15 protein-coding genes are annotated in these 15,993 nt (G+C 74.2%); 14 read left to right on the top strand and 1 reads right to left on the bottom strand.

Annotated features, from left to right (window positions below):
* The first annotated feature begins 257 nt into the window (after positions 1 to 257).
* The 3 genes from ACFWI4_RS20055 to ACFWI4_RS20065 all read left to right on the top strand — a co-directional run bounded on the left by ACFWI4_RS20055 (position 258) and on the right by ACFWI4_RS20065 (position 5,192).
* Positions 258 to 1,244, top strand: a complete 987-nt coding sequence (locus ACFWI4_RS20055; protein ID WP_387197889.1) for an alpha/beta hydrolase family protein — start codon at positions 258 to 260, stop codon at positions 1,242 to 1,244.
* A gap of 385 nt (positions 1,245 to 1,629) precedes the next feature.
* Positions 1,630 to 3,612, top strand: coding sequence for a LuxR C-terminal-related transcriptional regulator (locus ACFWI4_RS20060; protein WP_387197892.1), 1,983 nt, complete (start codon positions 1,630 to 1,632; stop codon positions 3,610 to 3,612).
* Between the two features lie 113 nt (positions 3,613 to 3,725).
* Positions 3,726 to 5,192 (top strand): PucR family transcriptional regulator, encoded by a 1,467-nt coding sequence (locus ACFWI4_RS20065; RefSeq protein ID WP_387197894.1) that lies wholly within the window; start codon positions 3,726 to 3,728, stop codon positions 5,190 to 5,192.
* A 113-nt stretch (positions 5,193 to 5,305) separates the two neighbouring features.
* Here the strand turns inward: ACFWI4_RS20065 and ACFWI4_RS20070 are convergent, their stop codons facing one another.
* Positions 5,306 to 5,941: a TIGR03085 family metal-binding protein gene (locus ACFWI4_RS20070; protein ID WP_387197897.1), complete on the bottom strand. Its 636-nt coding sequence runs from the start codon at positions 5,939 to 5,941 to the stop codon at positions 5,306 to 5,308.
* 143 nt (positions 5,942 to 6,084) lie between these two features.
* Here ACFWI4_RS20070 and hisI point away from each other — a divergent pair, with 143 nt between their 5' ends.
* The 11 genes from hisI (at position 6,085) to lgt (ending at position 15,921) form a co-directional block, all read left to right on the top strand.
* Positions 6,085 to 6,498, top strand: a complete 414-nt coding sequence (gene hisI, locus ACFWI4_RS20075; protein ID WP_385402416.1) for a phosphoribosyl-AMP cyclohydrolase — start codon at positions 6,085 to 6,087, stop codon at positions 6,496 to 6,498.
* A gap of 11 nt (positions 6,499 to 6,509) precedes the next feature.
* On the top strand, positions 6,510 to 7,997 hold the full coding sequence (locus tag ACFWI4_RS20080; RefSeq protein WP_387197900.1) for an anthranilate synthase component I: 1,488 nt from the start codon (positions 6,510 to 6,512) through the stop codon (positions 7,995 to 7,997).
* Between the two features lie 324 nt (positions 7,998 to 8,321).
* Complete coding sequence (locus tag ACFWI4_RS20085; protein WP_385402411.1) at positions 8,322 to 8,975, top strand: TIGR02234 family membrane protein; 654 nt, start codon at positions 8,322 to 8,324, stop codon at positions 8,973 to 8,975.
* Positions 8,976 to 9,266: 291 nt separating this feature from the next.
* Positions 9,267 to 9,512 carry an HGxxPAAW family protein gene (locus ACFWI4_RS20090; RefSeq protein WP_385402408.1) on the top strand — a complete coding sequence of 82 codons (246 nt, stop codon included), beginning with the start codon at positions 9,267 to 9,269 and terminating at the stop codon, positions 9,510 to 9,512.
* Positions 9,513 to 9,634: 122 nt separating this feature from the next.
* Positions 9,635 to 10,084, top strand: a complete 450-nt coding sequence (locus tag ACFWI4_RS20095; protein ID WP_385402405.1) for a DUF2752 domain-containing protein — start codon at positions 9,635 to 9,637, stop codon at positions 10,082 to 10,084.
* Between the two features lie 165 nt (positions 10,085 to 10,249).
* Positions 10,250 to 11,059: an indole-3-glycerol phosphate synthase TrpC gene (trpC, locus tag ACFWI4_RS20100; RefSeq protein ID WP_385402402.1), complete on the top strand. Its 810-nt coding sequence runs from the start codon at positions 10,250 to 10,252 to the stop codon at positions 11,057 to 11,059.
* 124 nt (positions 11,060 to 11,183) lie between these two features.
* Positions 11,184 to 11,399, top strand: coding sequence for a tryptophan biosynthesis modulator TrpM (trpM, locus tag ACFWI4_RS20105; RefSeq protein WP_385402505.1), 216 nt, complete (start codon positions 11,184 to 11,186; stop codon positions 11,397 to 11,399).
* Between the two features lie 292 nt (positions 11,400 to 11,691).
* Positions 11,692 to 12,984 (top strand): tryptophan synthase subunit beta, encoded by a 1,293-nt coding sequence (trpB, locus tag ACFWI4_RS20110; protein ID WP_385402399.1) that lies wholly within the window; start codon positions 11,692 to 11,694, stop codon positions 12,982 to 12,984.
* Positions 12,981 to 13,796, top strand: coding sequence for a tryptophan synthase subunit alpha (gene trpA, locus ACFWI4_RS20115; protein WP_387197905.1), 816 nt, complete (start codon positions 12,981 to 12,983; stop codon positions 13,794 to 13,796). The genes trpB and trpA overlap by 4 nt, the downstream gene beginning before the upstream one ends.
* A 116-nt stretch (positions 13,797 to 13,912) precedes the next feature.
* Entirely contained in the window at positions 13,913 to 14,689 is a 777-nt protein-coding gene (locus ACFWI4_RS20120; protein ID WP_385402395.1) for a DsbA family protein, read from the top strand.
* A gap of 116 nt (positions 14,690 to 14,805) precedes the next feature.
* On the top strand, positions 14,806 to 15,921 hold the full coding sequence (lgt, locus tag ACFWI4_RS20125) for a prolipoprotein diacylglyceryl transferase (RefSeq protein ID WP_387197908.1): 1,116 nt from the start codon (positions 14,806 to 14,808) through the stop codon (positions 15,919 to 15,921).
* The last annotated feature ends 72 nt before the right edge of the window (positions 15,922 to 15,993 follow it).

Raw genomic sequence — 15,993 nt, forward strand, 5'->3', positions numbered from 1 at the left:
GGAGTGCGCTGTGGGTCCGGGCCCGGAGTCCGGGGGAGTGCGCTGTGGGCCCCGTCCCGGAGCCCGGGGGAGTGGCCGAGGGGGCACGGACGGCCGGTGATTCTGCCGATGTACGGGGACGGTCGGGGGCGGACAGTGGCCAGCGCACCCATCGAGACGGCCCCCACCGTTCCGTGGCGCCCTCCGGTACCCCGTGCCGGTGCGGCGCCCCGGCCCCGGCGCGGGTCCGTCGCCCTCACCGAGAGGACGCACCCATCGTGACCGTGCACCAGCCGAACCGCCCAGTCCCCGCCGCACCCGGCGAGCCCGAACCCTCCCCCCGCCGTCCGCACCGGCTCACGAGCCGTCTGGTGCGGGCCGGCCTCGCGGTGCTCCTGGCCGCGGGCGGCCTCGTCGCCGCGCAGGCCACCGGGGCACAGGCCGTCGCCGGAACGCGGGCCGTCTCGACACAGGCCGCGACGAACCCGTACGAGCGCGGCCCCGCCCCCAGCAACGCGAGCATCGAGGCGGTCACCGGGCCCTACGCCGTCTCCACGACCACCGTCTCCGCCCTGTCCGTGAGCGGCTTCGGCGGCGGCACCGTCTACTACCCGACCTCGACCGCCGACGGCACCTTCGGGGCGGTCGCCATCGCCCCCGGGTACACCGCCTACCAGTCGTCCATCGCCTGGCTCGGGCCGCGGCTCGCCTCCCAGGGTTTCGTGGTGTTCACCATCGACACCCTCACCACCCTCGACCAGCCCGACAGCCGGGGCCGGCAACTGCTGGCCGCGCTCGACTACCTGACCCTGAGCAGTTCCGTGCGGACCAGGATCGACAGCAGCCGGCTCGGTGTGATGGGCCACTCCATGGGCGGTGGCGGCACGCTGGAGGCCGCGAAGAGCAGGCCCTCGCTCCAGGCGGCGATCCCGCTCACCGCCTGGAACCTGGACACCACCTGGCCGGAGATCAAGACGCCGACCCTGATCGTGGGCGCCGACGGTGACACGATCGCACCGGTCGCGACGCACTCCGAGCCCTTCTACGCGAGTCTGCCGAGCACGCTCGACAAGGCGTACCTGGAGCTCAGGGGCGCCACCCACTTCACGCCCAACAGCCCGAACACGACGATCGCGAAGTACAGCATCGCGTGGCTGAAGCGATTCATCGACAACGACACCCGCTACGAGCAGTTCCTGTGCCCGCTGCCGCAGGCTTCGACGGCCATCGCCCAGTACCAGGGCAACTGCCCGCACACGTCCTGACCCCACGGCACCTCACCGGCGTGTGCGCCTCTCCCGGGGCACGCGCCGGTGGGGTTGTGCGCGCACACAAGCCTTGCCCGCCGGGCCTGGGAACCTGCCCAGCCCCCGCCTCGGCCCGCACCCCGTCCGCCCAGGTCGGAAGGGGTTTCCAGGCCCGGCCGGCAAGCGAACGCGGGGCTTCCGCGGCCGTTTACGCGGCCGTAACGTGACGGACGTGACGGGACACGGGGAAGGCGGTGCGGCGCGGGGCGCCGGGTCGTCCGGCGTGCGCGTGCGCGGCGGCGAGGGTCCGGGTGCGCCGGAGGCCGGGGAAGCCGGTCCGGCGCGGAACGTTCGGCCTGACGGGTCGTCCGGCGTGCGCGGCGGCGAGGGTCCGGGTGAGGGGGTGGGGGACCTGCTCCTGCTCGTCGCGGCCGAGCGGGAGCGGGACGCGACGGGGGGCGGCGTGGACGCCGCCGTGGTCCTCGGGGCCGCCGGGGCCGGCGCGGGTGCGTTCGACGCCGCCGAGGCCGCGGGACTGCTCCGCCTCGTCCAAGGCCGTATCCATCTCGCCGATCCCCGCCTCGCCCACGCGCTCCACACCGCCGGGCCCGCCCGCCGCCGTGCCGCCCACCGGCTGCTGGCCGACGCCCACGCGGGGGGCCCGCGGGCGCTGCCGGTCCTCTTCCACCGGGCTTCCGCGGCCGTCGCCCCCGCCGTCGTCCTCGGCGACGCGCTCGCCGCCGCGGCGGCGATGGCCGGGGGCGCGGCGACGCACGCGGAGCGCTCGGCCGCCTGGGCGCGGTCGGCCGAACTCGCCGCCGACGCGGGGTCGCGTGCCGCCCGCCTGGTCGAGGCGGCCGAACAGGCCCGGCTGGCGGGACTGCCGCACCGCGCGCGGGAGTTGCTCGCGCGGGCCGGGTACGAGACCCCGCGCGACGCCGTGCGCGGTGCCGCCCTGCTGGTGAGCGGGCTGCTCGCCCTCCAGGACGGCCCGGTGACCGACGCCCGTGAAGTGCTGCTGCTGGCCGCCGAGTTGCTGGCGCCCGCCGACGCCCGTCGCGCCCTGGCCGCCCGGCTCGCCGCCGTGGAGGCGTGCTGGGCCATGGGTGACGCGGCGGCCTGCGTGGAGGCACTGGACCTGGACCTGGAACCGGCGCGGCCGGGGTCCGACCGGCTGCTCACGGCGTACCGGACGGGCCTGTCCGCGGTGATGCGCGGCCGTCCGGACAGCGGACGGCGGCCGTTACGGGAGGTGGTGGACGCGGCGGGGCCGGCGGCCTGCGCCCCGGAGACCCTGCTGCGGGCCGGGGGCGCCGCCCTCGTCGTCGGCGACCTCACCGCCGCCGCCCGCGCCAACTCCCGCGCCCTCGCGGTCGCCAGGGCCCGTGGCCCGTACGTCCTGGTCGCCCCGGCACTGGAACGGCTGGCCTACGGAGAACTGCGCGCCGGCCGCCACGCCCGCGCCCGTGCCCACGCCGAGGACGGCCTGCGTACGGCACTCGGCGCCGGCCAGGACAACCTCGCGGCGCACCACCACGCGATCCTCGCGCTCGTCGCGTCGGTGGAGGGTTCACCGGAGGCCGTCGCGGAGCACGCGGCGGCGGCCGAACGGGTCGCCGCCGCCCACGGGCTCGCGCAGGCGGCCACGCTGGCCCAGTGGGCGCGGGCCCGCGCCGACCTGGCCCGCGGCCGGCTCCCCGAGGCCGCGGCACGTCTCGGCCCCCTGGTCGCCGACGGCCCGCGCCGCGGCCACTTCGCGGTCCGGATGCTCGCCGTCCCCTGCTTCGTGGAAGCGGCGGCCCGCACGGGACGCACGGAGGCCGCCCGATCCGCGGTGGACGCGTTCGCCCACTGGTCCGAGCGCGGCTCCGATCCCCAGGCCCCCGCCCAACTGGCCCGCTGCAAAGCACTGTTGAGCGTCGAACCGGAGGAATGCGAGAAGCTGTTCGCCGCCGCGCTGGCCCGGCACGACGAAGCGGCGGGGGACTTCGAACGCGGCCGTACCCAACTCCTCTACGGCGCATGGCTGCGACGGCGGCGCAGACCCGGTGAGGCCCGCGTCCGGCTGCGGGACGCGCTGGTGTCCTTCGAACGCGGCGGCGCACTCGGCTGGGCCGCCCAGGCGAGTGCCGAACTGCGGGCCACCGGGGACACGGGAGCGGGGCAACCGGCGGGCGCACTGGCACTTCTGACGCCCCAGCAGCTGCGGATCGCCCGCTGCGTGGCGGAGGGCGCCACCAATCGTGAGGTGGCGCTGCGCCTGTCGGTGAGCACCCGCACGGTGGACCACCACCTGCGCAATGTCTTCGCCGCCCTGGGGGTCCGTTCCCGCGTCGAGCTGTCCCGGCTGGTGGACCGGGCCGAGAAGACCACCGCACACCCCTAGGTACCGACCGGGCGGTATGCCATCCTGCGGGATCAGAGAGGTCCGGAGCACCCGTGTGCCGCGCGTCGGCCCGACCGGGCGGTCCGACCGAGCCGACCCGGTGGAGGACAGCGATGCAGCACCTCGTACCCGCCCATGTCCGGTCCGGGACCGGGCCGCGGCCCCCGGTACCCGCCGCCCGCCCGGCCGTCGACGCGGAGGCCCTCTCGGTGCTGCACCGCGCCGCCCGGGCGCTGATGGCCGGGCTGCCCGAACTCTCCGAACGCCTGGTGGACCTGCTGGTGGCGCGCGAACCCGCCTACCGCGCGGCCGTGGAGGCGGACGCCGAGAGCGTCCGCGACGAGGTGCGGCGCTCGCTGAAGCTCAACGTCGGATCCCTCATCCGGCCCGGTGAGCTGCGCGAGGCCGCCCACCGCTGCTCCTGGGCCATCGGCAGGGCCCGCGCCGAACGGGGCCTCCCGCTGGACGCCCTGCTGCGCGCCTTCCGGCTGGGCGGCGGCATGATCTGGCAGGAACTCGTCGACGAGACGACCCGCCGCCACCCCGCCGACGCTCGCCTGCTCGTGCACGTGGCCGCCGACGTCTGGAACTTCGTCGACGACCACTGCGCCGTCGTCACCGACGCCTACCGGCAGACCGAGCGCGAGCTGATGTGGCGCCGGGAGAACCGGCTGCGGCTGATGACCGCCGGGCTCCTCGACGGCACCGCCCGGATCGCCGACCTGCCGGCCACCGCCGCCGCCCTCGGCCTCCCCGAACAGGGCCGGTACGCGGTGGTGCTGGTCCGCCTGCCCGCCGGCCGGGCGTTCACGGACGTACGCGACCAGGTGCGCCTTCCGGGCCTGCGGATCCTCTGGTACCGCGACCGTGACCGCGACAGCGGGGGCGGCTACGGCATCGTCCTGCTCGGCGACCGCTCCCACGGCGGGGGCCGCACCGGCCGCGGACACGGCTCCCTCGACGCCGGTCCCGGGCCCGCGTCGACTCCGGACCCCGCCCCGGACCCTGTGGACGAGGAGGGTCCCGGCGTCCAGGACGGCCAGGACGGCCAGGACGGCCAGGACGGCCAGGACGGTCCTGGCGGGACGTACCCCGGGGCGCACGGGCCGGAGGCGGACGCCGGGGAGATCGCCCGCCGCCTGACCGCTCCGCGGGCCGCCCGGGTCGGGGTGAGCCCGGTCGTGGAGGGGCTCGCGGCGGTCGGTGACGCCCGCCGTCTGGCCGACACGGCGCTGCGGGCCTGTCCGCGCTCCGGCGGGACCGTCGTGCTGGAGGAGCATCTGCCCGCCGCGCTCGTCGTCTCCGCGCCGGTCCTCGGCGCGGCATTGTCCGAGCGGGTTCTCGGGCCGCTGCTGCGGCTGGAGATGTCCGACCGGGACGTCATGCTCGACACCCTGACGGTCTGGCTCGACAGCGACGGCTCCGCCCAGCGGGCCGCCGGCCGCCTCTACTGCCACCGCAACACCGTCCTGAACCGGCTGCGCCGCTGCGAGCAGCTCACCGGCCGCTCCCTGACCCGTCCCGCGGACGTCGTGGAACTGTCCCTGGCCCTGGCGGCACATACGTTGCTCGATCCCTGAGGACTCCGCGAAGCCACCCGCCCCGGGTCCGTACGCCACTCGCCCCGGGTCCGTCGCCTGGCCCGGGGCGGGCGACGTGACCGCCCCGCTGACCCCGGCTGCCGCCGGACCCGTCAGATCCCCAGCTGCTTCGCCTCGTGAAGCTTGGTGATCGCGTCCTTGTCGCCGTCCAGTTCGACGTCCGCCACGGCCTGCCGACCGAACGCGAACATCAGCAGCTCCGCGGGCTCGCCCGTCACCGTCACCACCGGCGTCCCCTTGTTCAGCACCGCCGTCTGGCCGTTCGGGCGGCGCAGGACCACACCCGTCGGAGCGCCCCGGCCCATCAGCCGGGCCGTGCGCTCCAGGCGCGACCACAGGGCGTCCTGGAACACCGGGTCCACCTCGCGGGGCGTCCAGTCCGGCTGCGCCCGCCGCACGTCCTCGGTGTGCACGTAGAACTCCACCACGTTCGACGCCTCGTCCACCTGCTTCAGGGCGAACGGGGAGAACCGCGGCGGCCCCGTACGGATCAGCTGGATCAGCTCCTCGTACGGCTTCTCGGCGAACTCCGCCATCACCCGCTCCAGCCGGGACGCCAGCTGTTTGACCACGACACCGCCCGCGGCGTCCAGGCGCCGCTCGCGCACCACCACGTGCGCGGCCAGGTCACGGCTGTTCCAGCCCTCGCACAGGGTCGGGGCGTCCGGCCCCACGGCGTCCAACAGATCGGCCAGAAGGAGCCGTTCGCGCTTCGCATGGGTCGACATGCCAGCCAGCCTACGACCGGGCACCCGCTCCGCCCAGTGGAGGGCGCGGCGGAACCGGCCGCGCCCCGCCTGTGGACGAACGCACCGGTCCGGCCTGTGGACAACGGCCGGGAGCGACGGCCCGGCGCGGCACAATGGCAGCCATGACCAGCACGCCTCCCGCCAGCAGCCTGGACCCCGAGATCGCCGCACGCCTCAAGCGCAGCGCCGACGGACTCGTCCCCGCCATCGCCCAGCAGTACGACACCGGTGAGGTGCTGATGCTCGGCTGGATGGACGACGAGGCACTGCACCGGACCCTCACCACGGGCCGCTGCACCTACTGGTCGCGCAGCCGCCGGGAGTACTGGGTCAAGGGCGACACCTCCGGCCACTTCCAGCACGTGAAGTCCGTCGCCCTGGACTGCGACGCCGACACCCTGCTGGTGCGGGTCGACCAGGTGGGCGCCGCCTGCCACACCGGAGCCCGCACCTGCTTCGACGCCGACGTTCTGCTGAAGGACACCGGGGACGGCGCCGAGAGCGCCGATTCCGGTACCCCGGCCGGGAATCAGTAAGGTCAGCCGCCATGGACCTCGAGACGTTCCGCAAGCTGGCCACCGACCGCCGTGTCATCCCCGTCGGCCGCAAACTGCTCGCCGACGGCGACACGCCGGTCGCGCTGTACCGCAAGCTGGCCGCCGAGCGCCCCGGCACGTTCCTGCTGGAGTCCGCGGAGAACGGCCGCACCTCCCTGTCCTGGTCCCGGTACTCCTTCGTGGGCGTCCGCTCCGCCGCGACCCTCACCGAACGCGACGGACAGGCGCACTGGCTCGGCACCCCGCCCGTCGGCGTCCCCGTCGACGGCGATCCGCTCGCGGCCCTGCGCGCCACCATCGAGGCGCTGCACACCCCGGGGACCGAGGGACTGCCCCCGTTCACCGGCGGCATGGTGGGCTATCTGGGCTACGACATCGTCCGCCGCCTGGAGAAGATCGGCCCCGGCGAGCGGGACGACCTGAAGCTGCCCGAGCTGACCATGCTGCTCACCAGCGACCTCGCCGTCCTGGACCACTGGGACGGCTCGGTCCAGCTGATCGCCAACGCGATCAACCACAACGACCTCGACACGGGCGTCGACGAGGCCTACGCGGACGCCGTCGCCCGTCTGGACGCCATGGAGGCCGACCTCTCGCGCGCGGTGTCCCAGCCGCCCGCCGCGCTCCCGCCCTCCGAACTCCCCGAGTACACCGCGCTCTGGGGCGGCCCCGACTTCCAGGACGCCGTCGAGGACATCAAGGAGCGCATCCGGGCCGGAGAGGCCTTCCAGGTCGTCCCCTCCCAGCGCTTCGAGACACCGTGCACGGCGAGCGCGCTGGACGTCTACCGCGTCCTGCGGGCGACCAACCCCTCGCCGTACATGTACCTGTTCCGCTTCGACGGCTTCGACGTGGTCGGCTCCTCCCCGGAGGCCCTGGTCAAGGTCGAGGACGGACAGGCCATGGTGCACCCCATCGCGGGCACCCGGCCGCGCGGCGCGACCGTCCAGGACGACCAGGCCCTCGCCGACGAACTGATCGCCGACCCGAAGGAGCGCGCCGAGCACCTCATGCTCGTCGACCTCGGGCGCAACGACCTGGGACGGGTCTGCGAGCCCGGCTCCGTCGAGGTCGTCGACTTCATGTCCATCGAGCGGTACTCGCACGTCATGCACATCGTCTCCACGGTGACCGGCCGGGTCGCCGCGGGCCGTACGGCCTTCGACGTGCTCACCGCCTGCTTCCCCGCCGGCACCCTCTCCGGGGCGCCCAAGCCGCGCGCGATGCAGATCATCGACGAACTGGAGCCGTCCCGGCGCGGGCTGTACGGAGGCTGCGTCGGCTATCTCGACTTCGCCGGCGACTCCGACACCGCCATCGCCATCCGTACGGCCCTGCTGCGGGACGGCACCGCCTACGTCCAGGCCGGTGCCGGCATCGTCGCCGACTCGGTCCCGCAGGCGGAGGACGACGAGTGCCGCAACAAGGCGGCGGCGGTGCTGCGCGCGGTCCACACGGCGAACCGCCTCGGCGGCTGACCCCCACGCCGAACAACACACCGGGCGACGCTCAGTACCTCCGGTCGGCCGCCCTGCGCTCGCCCGTCCGGCGTCCGGCCGTGCGGTGGCCGCCCGTCCGGCGTCCGGTCGTCCGGCGTCCGGCCGTACGGTGGTTGTCCGGTTCGGACCGGGTGGGCGGGCGTCGTGGCGCCGGGCGCGTCCGGGGCGTACGAAGGCTGTTTCCCGCCTGTCCGGAGGCTGTTCGTCCGCTGTGTCCGGGCCGTGGGACACCGGGCGGACCGCGTCCGATAGGACGAGGGTCACTCAACCCCGGATGACGGTTCGCCCGGGGTTCAGGCGATAGTGGGGTCTGTGACTGCTGTTCCTCACCCCCGATCCGAAGCCGCGGGACCCGCCCGGTCCGGCCGCCGCAGCCTTGCCGTGACCCTGATGAGCGGCGCGCTCGGCGCGGCCGTCGCCCTGCTCGCCACCCGGCAGAGCTGGGCGCGGGGGACCGCGACCGTGGCCGGCGGCGACTTCCCGCTGACCGCGAAGGGCAGCGACATCACGGGTGTGCCCGCGGCGCTCGCGATCGTCGGCCTCGCCGCGCTCGTCGCCGTCTTCGCCGTCCGCCGCTCCGGCCGCCTCCTGGTCTCCGCGCTGCTCGCCCTCTCCGGCGCGGGCATCGTCGTCGCCGCCGTCCTCGGCGCCGGCGACAGCTCCGCCCTCGACGAGCGGGCCGCCGCCGCGTCCGGCAACACCGCCGCCACCGCGGCCGGGCTCAGCCACACCCTCTGGCCGTACGTGGCCGTGGCGGGCGGCGCGCTCATCCTGCTGGCCGGGCTGCTCGCGCTGCGCCACGGCAGTTCCTGGCCCGCCATGTCCGGCCGCTACGAGCGCGACGGCAGGCCCCGGCCCCGCAAGGTCAAGCCCGTCGACCCGGACCGTCCGGAGGACATCTGGAAGGCGCTCGACCGCGGCGAGGACCCGACCGGCCCCGACCCGGCCGGAACCTAGCCACCGGCCGGAACCTGGCCCCGGCCGGAACCTGGGCCCCAGCCGGAATCTGGCCCCCAGCCGGAACCCGACCCCGACTCCGCCCCCGACCGGAACCCGTACCTCCGACCTCGGCCGGAACCCGGCCGGCGGCCAGGGCGGCACCCGGACCCGGCCGCGGGGTCCCCGCGGGCCGACGCGGTCCGACCGGCGCGCGAGGGGTGACCCCCCGCTCACGGCGGACCCGCGCGTACGGGACAATGGGCGGTGAGCGTCCGACTCACACACGCATACAGCAACGAGGAGCAAGTCATGGCGGGCAGCAGCCACGGTCACACCCCGGCCGCCTGGACCGGTGTCATCATCGCCTTCATCGGCTTCTGCATCGCGGGCGCCTTCATGGTCAAGGCCGAGCCGCTGGGCTTCTGGGCCGGCATGGTCGTCGTCGCCCTCGGCGGTGTCGTGGGCCTGGTCATGCGCAGCATGGGTCTCGGCCAGCCGAAGGCCGCCCCGCACCCCGCGAACGCCGCGCGCTCGACCGTGAGCGCCGACGCCTGAGCCGTCGAGGCTTCTGAGAAGGCGGCCCGGGCACACCTGCCGGGGCCGCCTTTCGCGTACCCGGCCCCGCGTCCCCGCCTTCCGCGTCCCCGCGCGAGCGCCCGCCCCGCGCGAGAGGCAGAATGCGTCGCGTGAACGCCGAATCCCAGAGGGTGACGCGGACCGGGCCGGACGCGGGCGTCCTGCGGCGGCTCGCCGTTCCCGCCGGGCTGCTCGCGGCCGTCGCCGGAGCCTTCGCCTACGTCGGGGCGGTCGACCCGGACGAGCCCGGCCACTACCCCGTCTGCCCGCTGTTCCGCCTCACCGGCCTGTACTGCCCCGGCTGCGGCGGTCTGCGCAGCGCCCACGCCTTCGTGCACGGCGACCTCGCCACGGCCCTCACGGACAACGCGCTGGCCGTCGGCGGCTATCTGGCCTTCGCGGTGGTGTGGTCCTTCTGGGTGATCCGCGTGGTGCGCGGACGCCCGGCCCGCTTCGAGCCCGGACCGGTCCATCTGTGGAGCCTGGGCGCGTTGACCCTGGTCTTCACCGTTGTCCGGAACCTTCCCTCCGGCGGCTGGCTGCACCCTTGATCAAATGACAAATGTCCAGGTAATGGGACCGGCGTCAACCGGATGCGAGGGCTACGCCTTCCTCCGGATACCATCGCAGTGACCCGACTTTTCCGTCAGAGACGGTGAACCCGGGTCACCGAACGACCGCTTCAACCGTCCACCGCAGGGAAGGGGGCCGCTCGCGTGAGTGTGCTCGACGAGATCATCGACGGAGTCCGTGCCGACCTCGCGGAGCGGCAGGCGCGCGTCAGCCTCGACGAGCTCAAGGAGCGCGCGGCGAAGGCTCCGGCGGCCAAGGACGGCGTCGCCGCCCTGCGCGGTGACGGCGTCAAGGTCATCTGCGAGGTCAAGCGGTCCAGCCCGTCCAAGGGCGCGCTCGCCGCGATCGCCGACCCCGCCGCCCTGGCCGCCGACTACGAGGCGGGCGGCGCCGCCGTCATCTCCGTCCTCACCGAACAGCGCCGCTTCGGCGGTTCGCTCGCCGATCTGGAGGCCGTCCGCGCCCGGGTGGACATCCCGGTGCTGCGCAAGGACTTCATCGTCACGTCGTACCAGCTGTGGGAGGCCCGCGCGTACGGCGCCGACCTGGCGCTGCTCATCGTCGCGGCCCTCGAACAGCCCGCCCTGGAGTCCCTCATCGAGCGCGCCGAGTCCATCGGGCTCACCCCGCTGGTCGAGGTGCACGACGAGGACGAGGTCGAGCGCGCGGTCGACGCCGGTGCCAAGATCATCGGTGTCAACGCCCGTGACCTGAAGACGCTGAAGGTCGACCGTTCGACCTTCGAGCGCGTCGCCCCGGAGATCCCCGACGGTCTCGTCAAGATCGCCGAGTCCGGTGTCCGCGGCCCGCACGACCTCATCGCCTACGCCAACGCGGGCGCCGACGCGGTCCTGGTCGGCGAGTCCCTCGTCACCGGCCGCGACCCGAGGACCGCCGTCTCCGACCTCGTGGCGGCCGGCGCCCACCCGGCGCTGCGGCACGGACGGGACTGACCCGCCGGTGCCCGCCCCGACCCTCGCCACCGCCGTACCCCGTCCGGGCTCCCGCCCCGACGGCGTACCGGTGTGCGCCGGGTCGGAACGGCCGGAGCCGTCCGGTCGCCTCGTCCGGCCCCGCGTGGCCTCCGGCGCGGCCCCGGCGGCCGTCTCGGCGGCGGCCCGCGACCCGTACGCGCGGCTGGCCCGCGGCTGCCGTCCGCGCGGCTGCCGGGCTCCCGCACGGCGGGTGCACGGGCGCCGCGTCCGTTACGTCATCGGCGACGAGCCGGGCCAGGTCAACGGCATGCGATGGCCCGGGCGCGTACGCGCGCTCACGCCCCTCCCAGCCGGATAGCCCGCACGGGTGAACCCGGCCGGGTCCTGGTCCACCGCGACGCGGTGACCGGGCAGAGTCCACGCCACACGTGGACCGGGCCGCATCCCTCCACCCCGCACGGGGACCGCGCCGGAGTCCGGCACACCCGGGTCCCCCGCGACGGCACGTCCGTCGGGCGTGCGCGGACGGACCGGCGGCGGGACGGGCGGCGGCACCCGGGACACCCGGTGCCGGCGGAGCGCGGTGCGTCCGGTTTCCGTGACCCTGTCCGATCCCGTGACCGGGGCTGTCGCCCCTGCGAGGTATCCGCATGCCCAGCGAGTTCTTCATTCCCGACCCCGACGGCCAAGTCCCCAGCGCCGACGGCTACTTCGGCGCCTTCGGCGGCAAGTTCATCCCGGAGGCGCTGGTCGCCGCCGTGGACGAGGTCGCCGTCGAGTACGACAAGGCCAAGGCCGACCCCGAGTTCGCCCGCGAGCTCGACGACCTGCTCGTCCACTACACCGGACGCCCGAGCTCCCTCACCGAGGTGCCGCGCTTCGCCGAACACGCCGGCGGCGCGCGGATCTTCCTCAAGCGCGAGGACCTCAACCACACCGGCTCGCACAAGATCAACAACGTGCTCGGCCAGGCCCTGCTCACCCGGCGGATGGGCAAGACCCGGGTCATCGCGGAGACCGGGGCGGGCCAGCACGGCGTCGCCACGGCCACCGCCTGCGCGCTCTTCGGCCTCGAATGCACCATCTACATGGGCGAGATCGACACCCAGCGCCAGGCGCTGAACGTGGCCCGGATGCGGATGCTCGGCGCCGAGGTCATCGCCGTGAAGTCCGGCTCCCGCACCCTCAAGGACGCCATCAACGAGGCGTTCCGCGACTGGGTCGCCAACGTCGACCACACCCACTACCTCTTCGGGACCGTCGCGGGACCGCACCCCTTCCCCGCCATGGTCCGCGACTTCCACCGGGTCATCGGCGTCGAGGCACGGCGGCAGATCCTGGAGCGCGCCGGACGGCTGCCCGACGCGGCCGTCGCCTGCGTCGGCGGCGGCTCCAACGCCATCGGCCTCTTCCACGCCTTCATCCCCGACAGCGGCGTGCGCCTGATCGGCTGCGAGCCCGCCGGGCACGGCGTGGAGACCGGCGAGCACGCGGCGACCCTGACCGCGGGCGAGCCCGGCATCCTGCACGGATCCCGGTCGTACGTCCTCCAGGACGACGAGGGCCAGATCACCGAGCCCTACTCGATCTCGGCCGGCCTCGACTACCCCGGCATCGGCCCCGAGCACTCCTACCTCAAGGACAGCGGCCGCGGCGAGTACCGCGCGGTCACCGACGACGCGGCGATGCAGGCCCTGCGGCTGCTCTCCCGCACCGAGGGCATCATCCCGGCCATCGAGAGCGCCCACGCGCTCGCCGGGGCCCTGGAGGTCGGCAGGGAGCTGGGCGAGGACGGGCTGATCGTCGTCAACCTGTCCGGGCGCGGCGACAAGGACATGGACACGGCCGCCCGCTACTTCGGCCTCTACGACGACGGTGTCGACGCCGTCGTCGCCGCGGACGCCGACAGCGAGAACGCCGAGATCGAGGGGGACGCCAAGTGAGCGGCAACGTCAGGCTGTTGAGTGACACCCTCGCCGGCGCGAAGACCGAGGGACGGTCCGCCCTCATCGCGTACCTGCCGGCCGGCTTCCCGACCGTGGACGGCGGCATCGCGGCGATCAAGGCCGTGTTCGACGGCGGCGCCGACGTCTTCGAGGTCGGACTCCCGCACAGCGACCCCGTCCTCGACGGGCCCGTCATCCAGACCGCCGACGACATCGCCCTGCGCGGCGGGGTCAGGATCGCGGACGTCATGCGGACCGTCCGGGAGGCCTTCGAGGCCACCGGCAAGCCCGTCCTCGTGATGACGTACTGGAACCCGATCGACCGCTACGGCGTCGAGCGCTTCACCGCCGAGCTCGCCGAGGCGGGCGGCGCGGGCTGCATCCTGCCCGACCTGCCCGTCCAGGAGTCGGCGCTGTGGAGGGAGCACGCCGAGAAGCACGGGCTCGCGACCGTGTTCGTCGTCGCGCCCAGCAGCAAGGACGCCCGCCTGGCCGAGATCACTGCGGCCGGCAGCGGCTTCGTGTACGCGGCCTCGCTGATGGGGGTCACCGGAACCCGGGAGTCGGTCGGGAACCAGGCCCAGGACCTGGTGGCGCGCACCAAGGCCACCACGGACCTGCCCGTCTGCGTCGGCCTCGGCGTCTCGAACGCCACCCAGGCCGCCGAGGTCGCCGGGTTCGCCGACGGCGTGATCGTCGGCTCGGCGTTCGTCAAGCGGATGCTGGACGCGCCGGACGAGGCGGCCGGCCTCGAAGCCGTACGGGAACTCGCGGCCGACCTCGCCAAGGGCGTGCGCACGACGGCGTGACGCGACCGCGTGACACGGTGAAGTGGATCCGTGCGTAACGGACAATCCGCTCACTCGAACGGGTGGACCTTGGACCGGGGAGGCGCGCTGCGCCTCCCCGGTTCGTTCTGCCGGATGTGAGCGAGAAGAACCGTGACGGAAAGCGCAATGCCCGCGAGCGGCTGGCGGTCGAGCGAGAGAAGCAGAAGGCCGCGGACAAGCGCCGCCGCGCGCTGATCGTGGGGGCGTCGGTGGTCTGCGTCCTCGGCCTGGCCGCCGTGATCGGCGTGGTGGCCGCCAACTCGGGCAAGGACAAGAAGAGCGACACATCGGGCCCGGTCGTGTCGCCGTCGGGCGCCACCGGCAAGGACAGTCTCGCGATCCCCGTCGGCAAGGACGGGGCCAAGTCGACCCTCACGGTGTGGGAGGACTTCCGCTGCCCGGCGTGCCAGGCCTTCGAGACGGCCTACCGCCCGACGATCCACGAACTGACCGACTCCGGGCAGCTGAAGGTCGAGTACCACCTCGTCCGGCTGATCGACGGGAACATGGGCGGCACCGGCTCCCTCAGGGCCGCCAACGCCGCGGCCTGCGCCCAGGACGCCGGCAAGTTCCGCGACTACCACGACGTGCTGTACGAGAACCAGCCCAAGGAGACCGACGACGCCTTCGCCGACAACGCCAAGCTCATCGCGCTGGCGGGCAAGGTCGGTGGCCTGGACACCCCGGCGTTCCGCGCCTGTGTGAACGGCGGCACCCATGACAGCTGGGTCCAGAAGTCGCACGCCGCGTTCCAGGCCGGCGGCTTCACGGGCACCCCGACCGTTCTCCTGGGCGGCAAGAACATCTACGCGGACCAGTCGATGACCCCCGCCAAGCTCAAGCAGATGGTGGAGGCCGCCAACAAGGGCTGAGCCGTTGTCGCGTTCCGGCGCCCCCGTCCGGCACGGGCCGGGGCGCCGCACGTTATGGACCCGTTGCGGGCCTGCCCGTCGCGGGCGGCGTCCGGCACGGTAGCGTCGACCTTGCCATGGAAATTGCCTACATTCCCAGCCCGTCGCACGGTGTGCTGCACCTCGGCCCCATTCCGTTGCGCGGCTACGCGTTCTGCATCATCATCGGCGTCTTCCTAGCCGTCTGGCTCGGGAACAAGCGCTGGATCGCCCGGGGAGGGCGGGCCGGCACGGTGGCCGACATCGCTGTCTGGGCCGTGCCCTTCGGCCTCGTCGGCGGCCGGCTCTACCACGTGATCACGGACTACGAGCTGTACTTCAGCGCGGGCCGCGACTGGGTGGACGCCTTCAAGATCTGGCAGGGCGGGCTGGGCATCTGGGGCGCCATCGCCCTCGGTGCGCTGGGCGCCTGGATCGGGTGCCGCCGCCGCGGTATCCCGCTGCCCGCCTGGGCCGACGCCGTGGCACCCGGCATCGCCTTCGCCCAGGCGTGCGGGCGCTGGGGCAACTGGTTCAACCAGGAGCTGTACGGCAAGCCGACGGACGTTCCGTGGGCGCTGCACATCACGTCCTCCACCGACGGCCGCGTCCCCGGCTACTACCACCCGACCTTCCTGTACGAGTCCCTGTGGTGCGTCGGCGTCGGCTTCCTGGTCATCTGGGCCGACCGCCGCTTCAAGCTCGGCCACGGACGCGCCTTCGCCCTGTACGTCGCCGCCTACTGCGTCGGCCGGGGCTGGATCGAGTACATGCGCGTCGACGACGCCCACCACATCCTGGGTCTGCGTCTGAACGACTGGACCGCGCTGGTGGTCTTCCTCCTCGCCGTGCTCTACATGGTGCTGTCGGCGCGGCTGCGTCCGGGGCGCGAGGAGATCGTGGAGCCGGGTGCCGGCGAGGACGCGCCGGACGAGGACGGCGAGCCGGCCGGCACCGACGGTGCGGCGGACACGTCCGAGGACACGTCCGACGCCGGGGACGCCGACAAGGGCGGGACCGAGGCCGAGGCCAAGACCGAGGACGGGAAGGGCGAGGACCCGGTCGATCTCGGCAAGGAGACCGCCGGCGAGTCCACGGCGACCGCCGGGTCCGCCGGACCCGCTGCCGCGCCCGAGTCCGAGGCGGACACCGAGGACGGTTCCGACGCCGGGTCCGTGGCCCGCGACGAGGCGGGGTCGGCCAAGAAGGGCTGAGCCGGGACCGTACGGCCGTACACCACGTACACACAGGAGGGGCGCCGCGTGCAGGACGCGGCGCCCCTCCGT

It is taken from the genome of Streptomyces sp. NPDC127038 (genome assembly GCF_042725875.1).
Lineage (GTDB): Bacteria > Actinomycetota > Actinomycetes > Streptomycetales > Streptomycetaceae > Streptomyces.

What these genes read in the sequence shown, in the direction of transcription:
- ACFWI4_RS20065 (WP_387197894.1), top strand. Translation starts at nt 3,726, where the DNA reads ATGCAGCACCTCGTACCCGCCCATGTCCGGTCCGGGACCGGGCCGCGG.
- lgt (WP_387197908.1), top strand. Translation starts at nt 14,806, where the DNA reads ATGGAAATTGCCTACATTCCCAGCCCGTCGCACGGTGTGCTGCACCTC.
- ACFWI4_RS20090 (WP_385402408.1), top strand. Translation starts at nt 9,267, where the DNA reads ATGGCGGGCAGCAGCCACGGTCACACCCCGGCCGCCTGGACCGGTGTC.
- hisI (WP_385402416.1), top strand. Translation starts at nt 6,085, where the DNA reads ATGACCAGCACGCCTCCCGCCAGCAGCCTGGACCCCGAGATCGCCGCA.
- ACFWI4_RS20080 (WP_387197900.1), top strand. Translation starts at nt 6,510, where the DNA reads ATGGACCTCGAGACGTTCCGCAAGCTGGCCACCGACCGCCGTGTCATC.
- trpB (WP_385402399.1), top strand. Translation starts at nt 11,692, where the DNA reads ATGCCCAGCGAGTTCTTCATTCCCGACCCCGACGGCCAAGTCCCCAGC.
- ACFWI4_RS20070 (WP_387197897.1), bottom strand. Translation starts at nt 5,941, where the DNA reads ATGTCGACCCATGCGAAGCGCGAACGGCTCCTTCTGGCCGATCTGTTG.
- ACFWI4_RS20095 (WP_385402405.1), top strand. Translation starts at nt 9,635, where the DNA reads ATGCGTCGCGTGAACGCCGAATCCCAGAGGGTGACGCGGACCGGGCCG.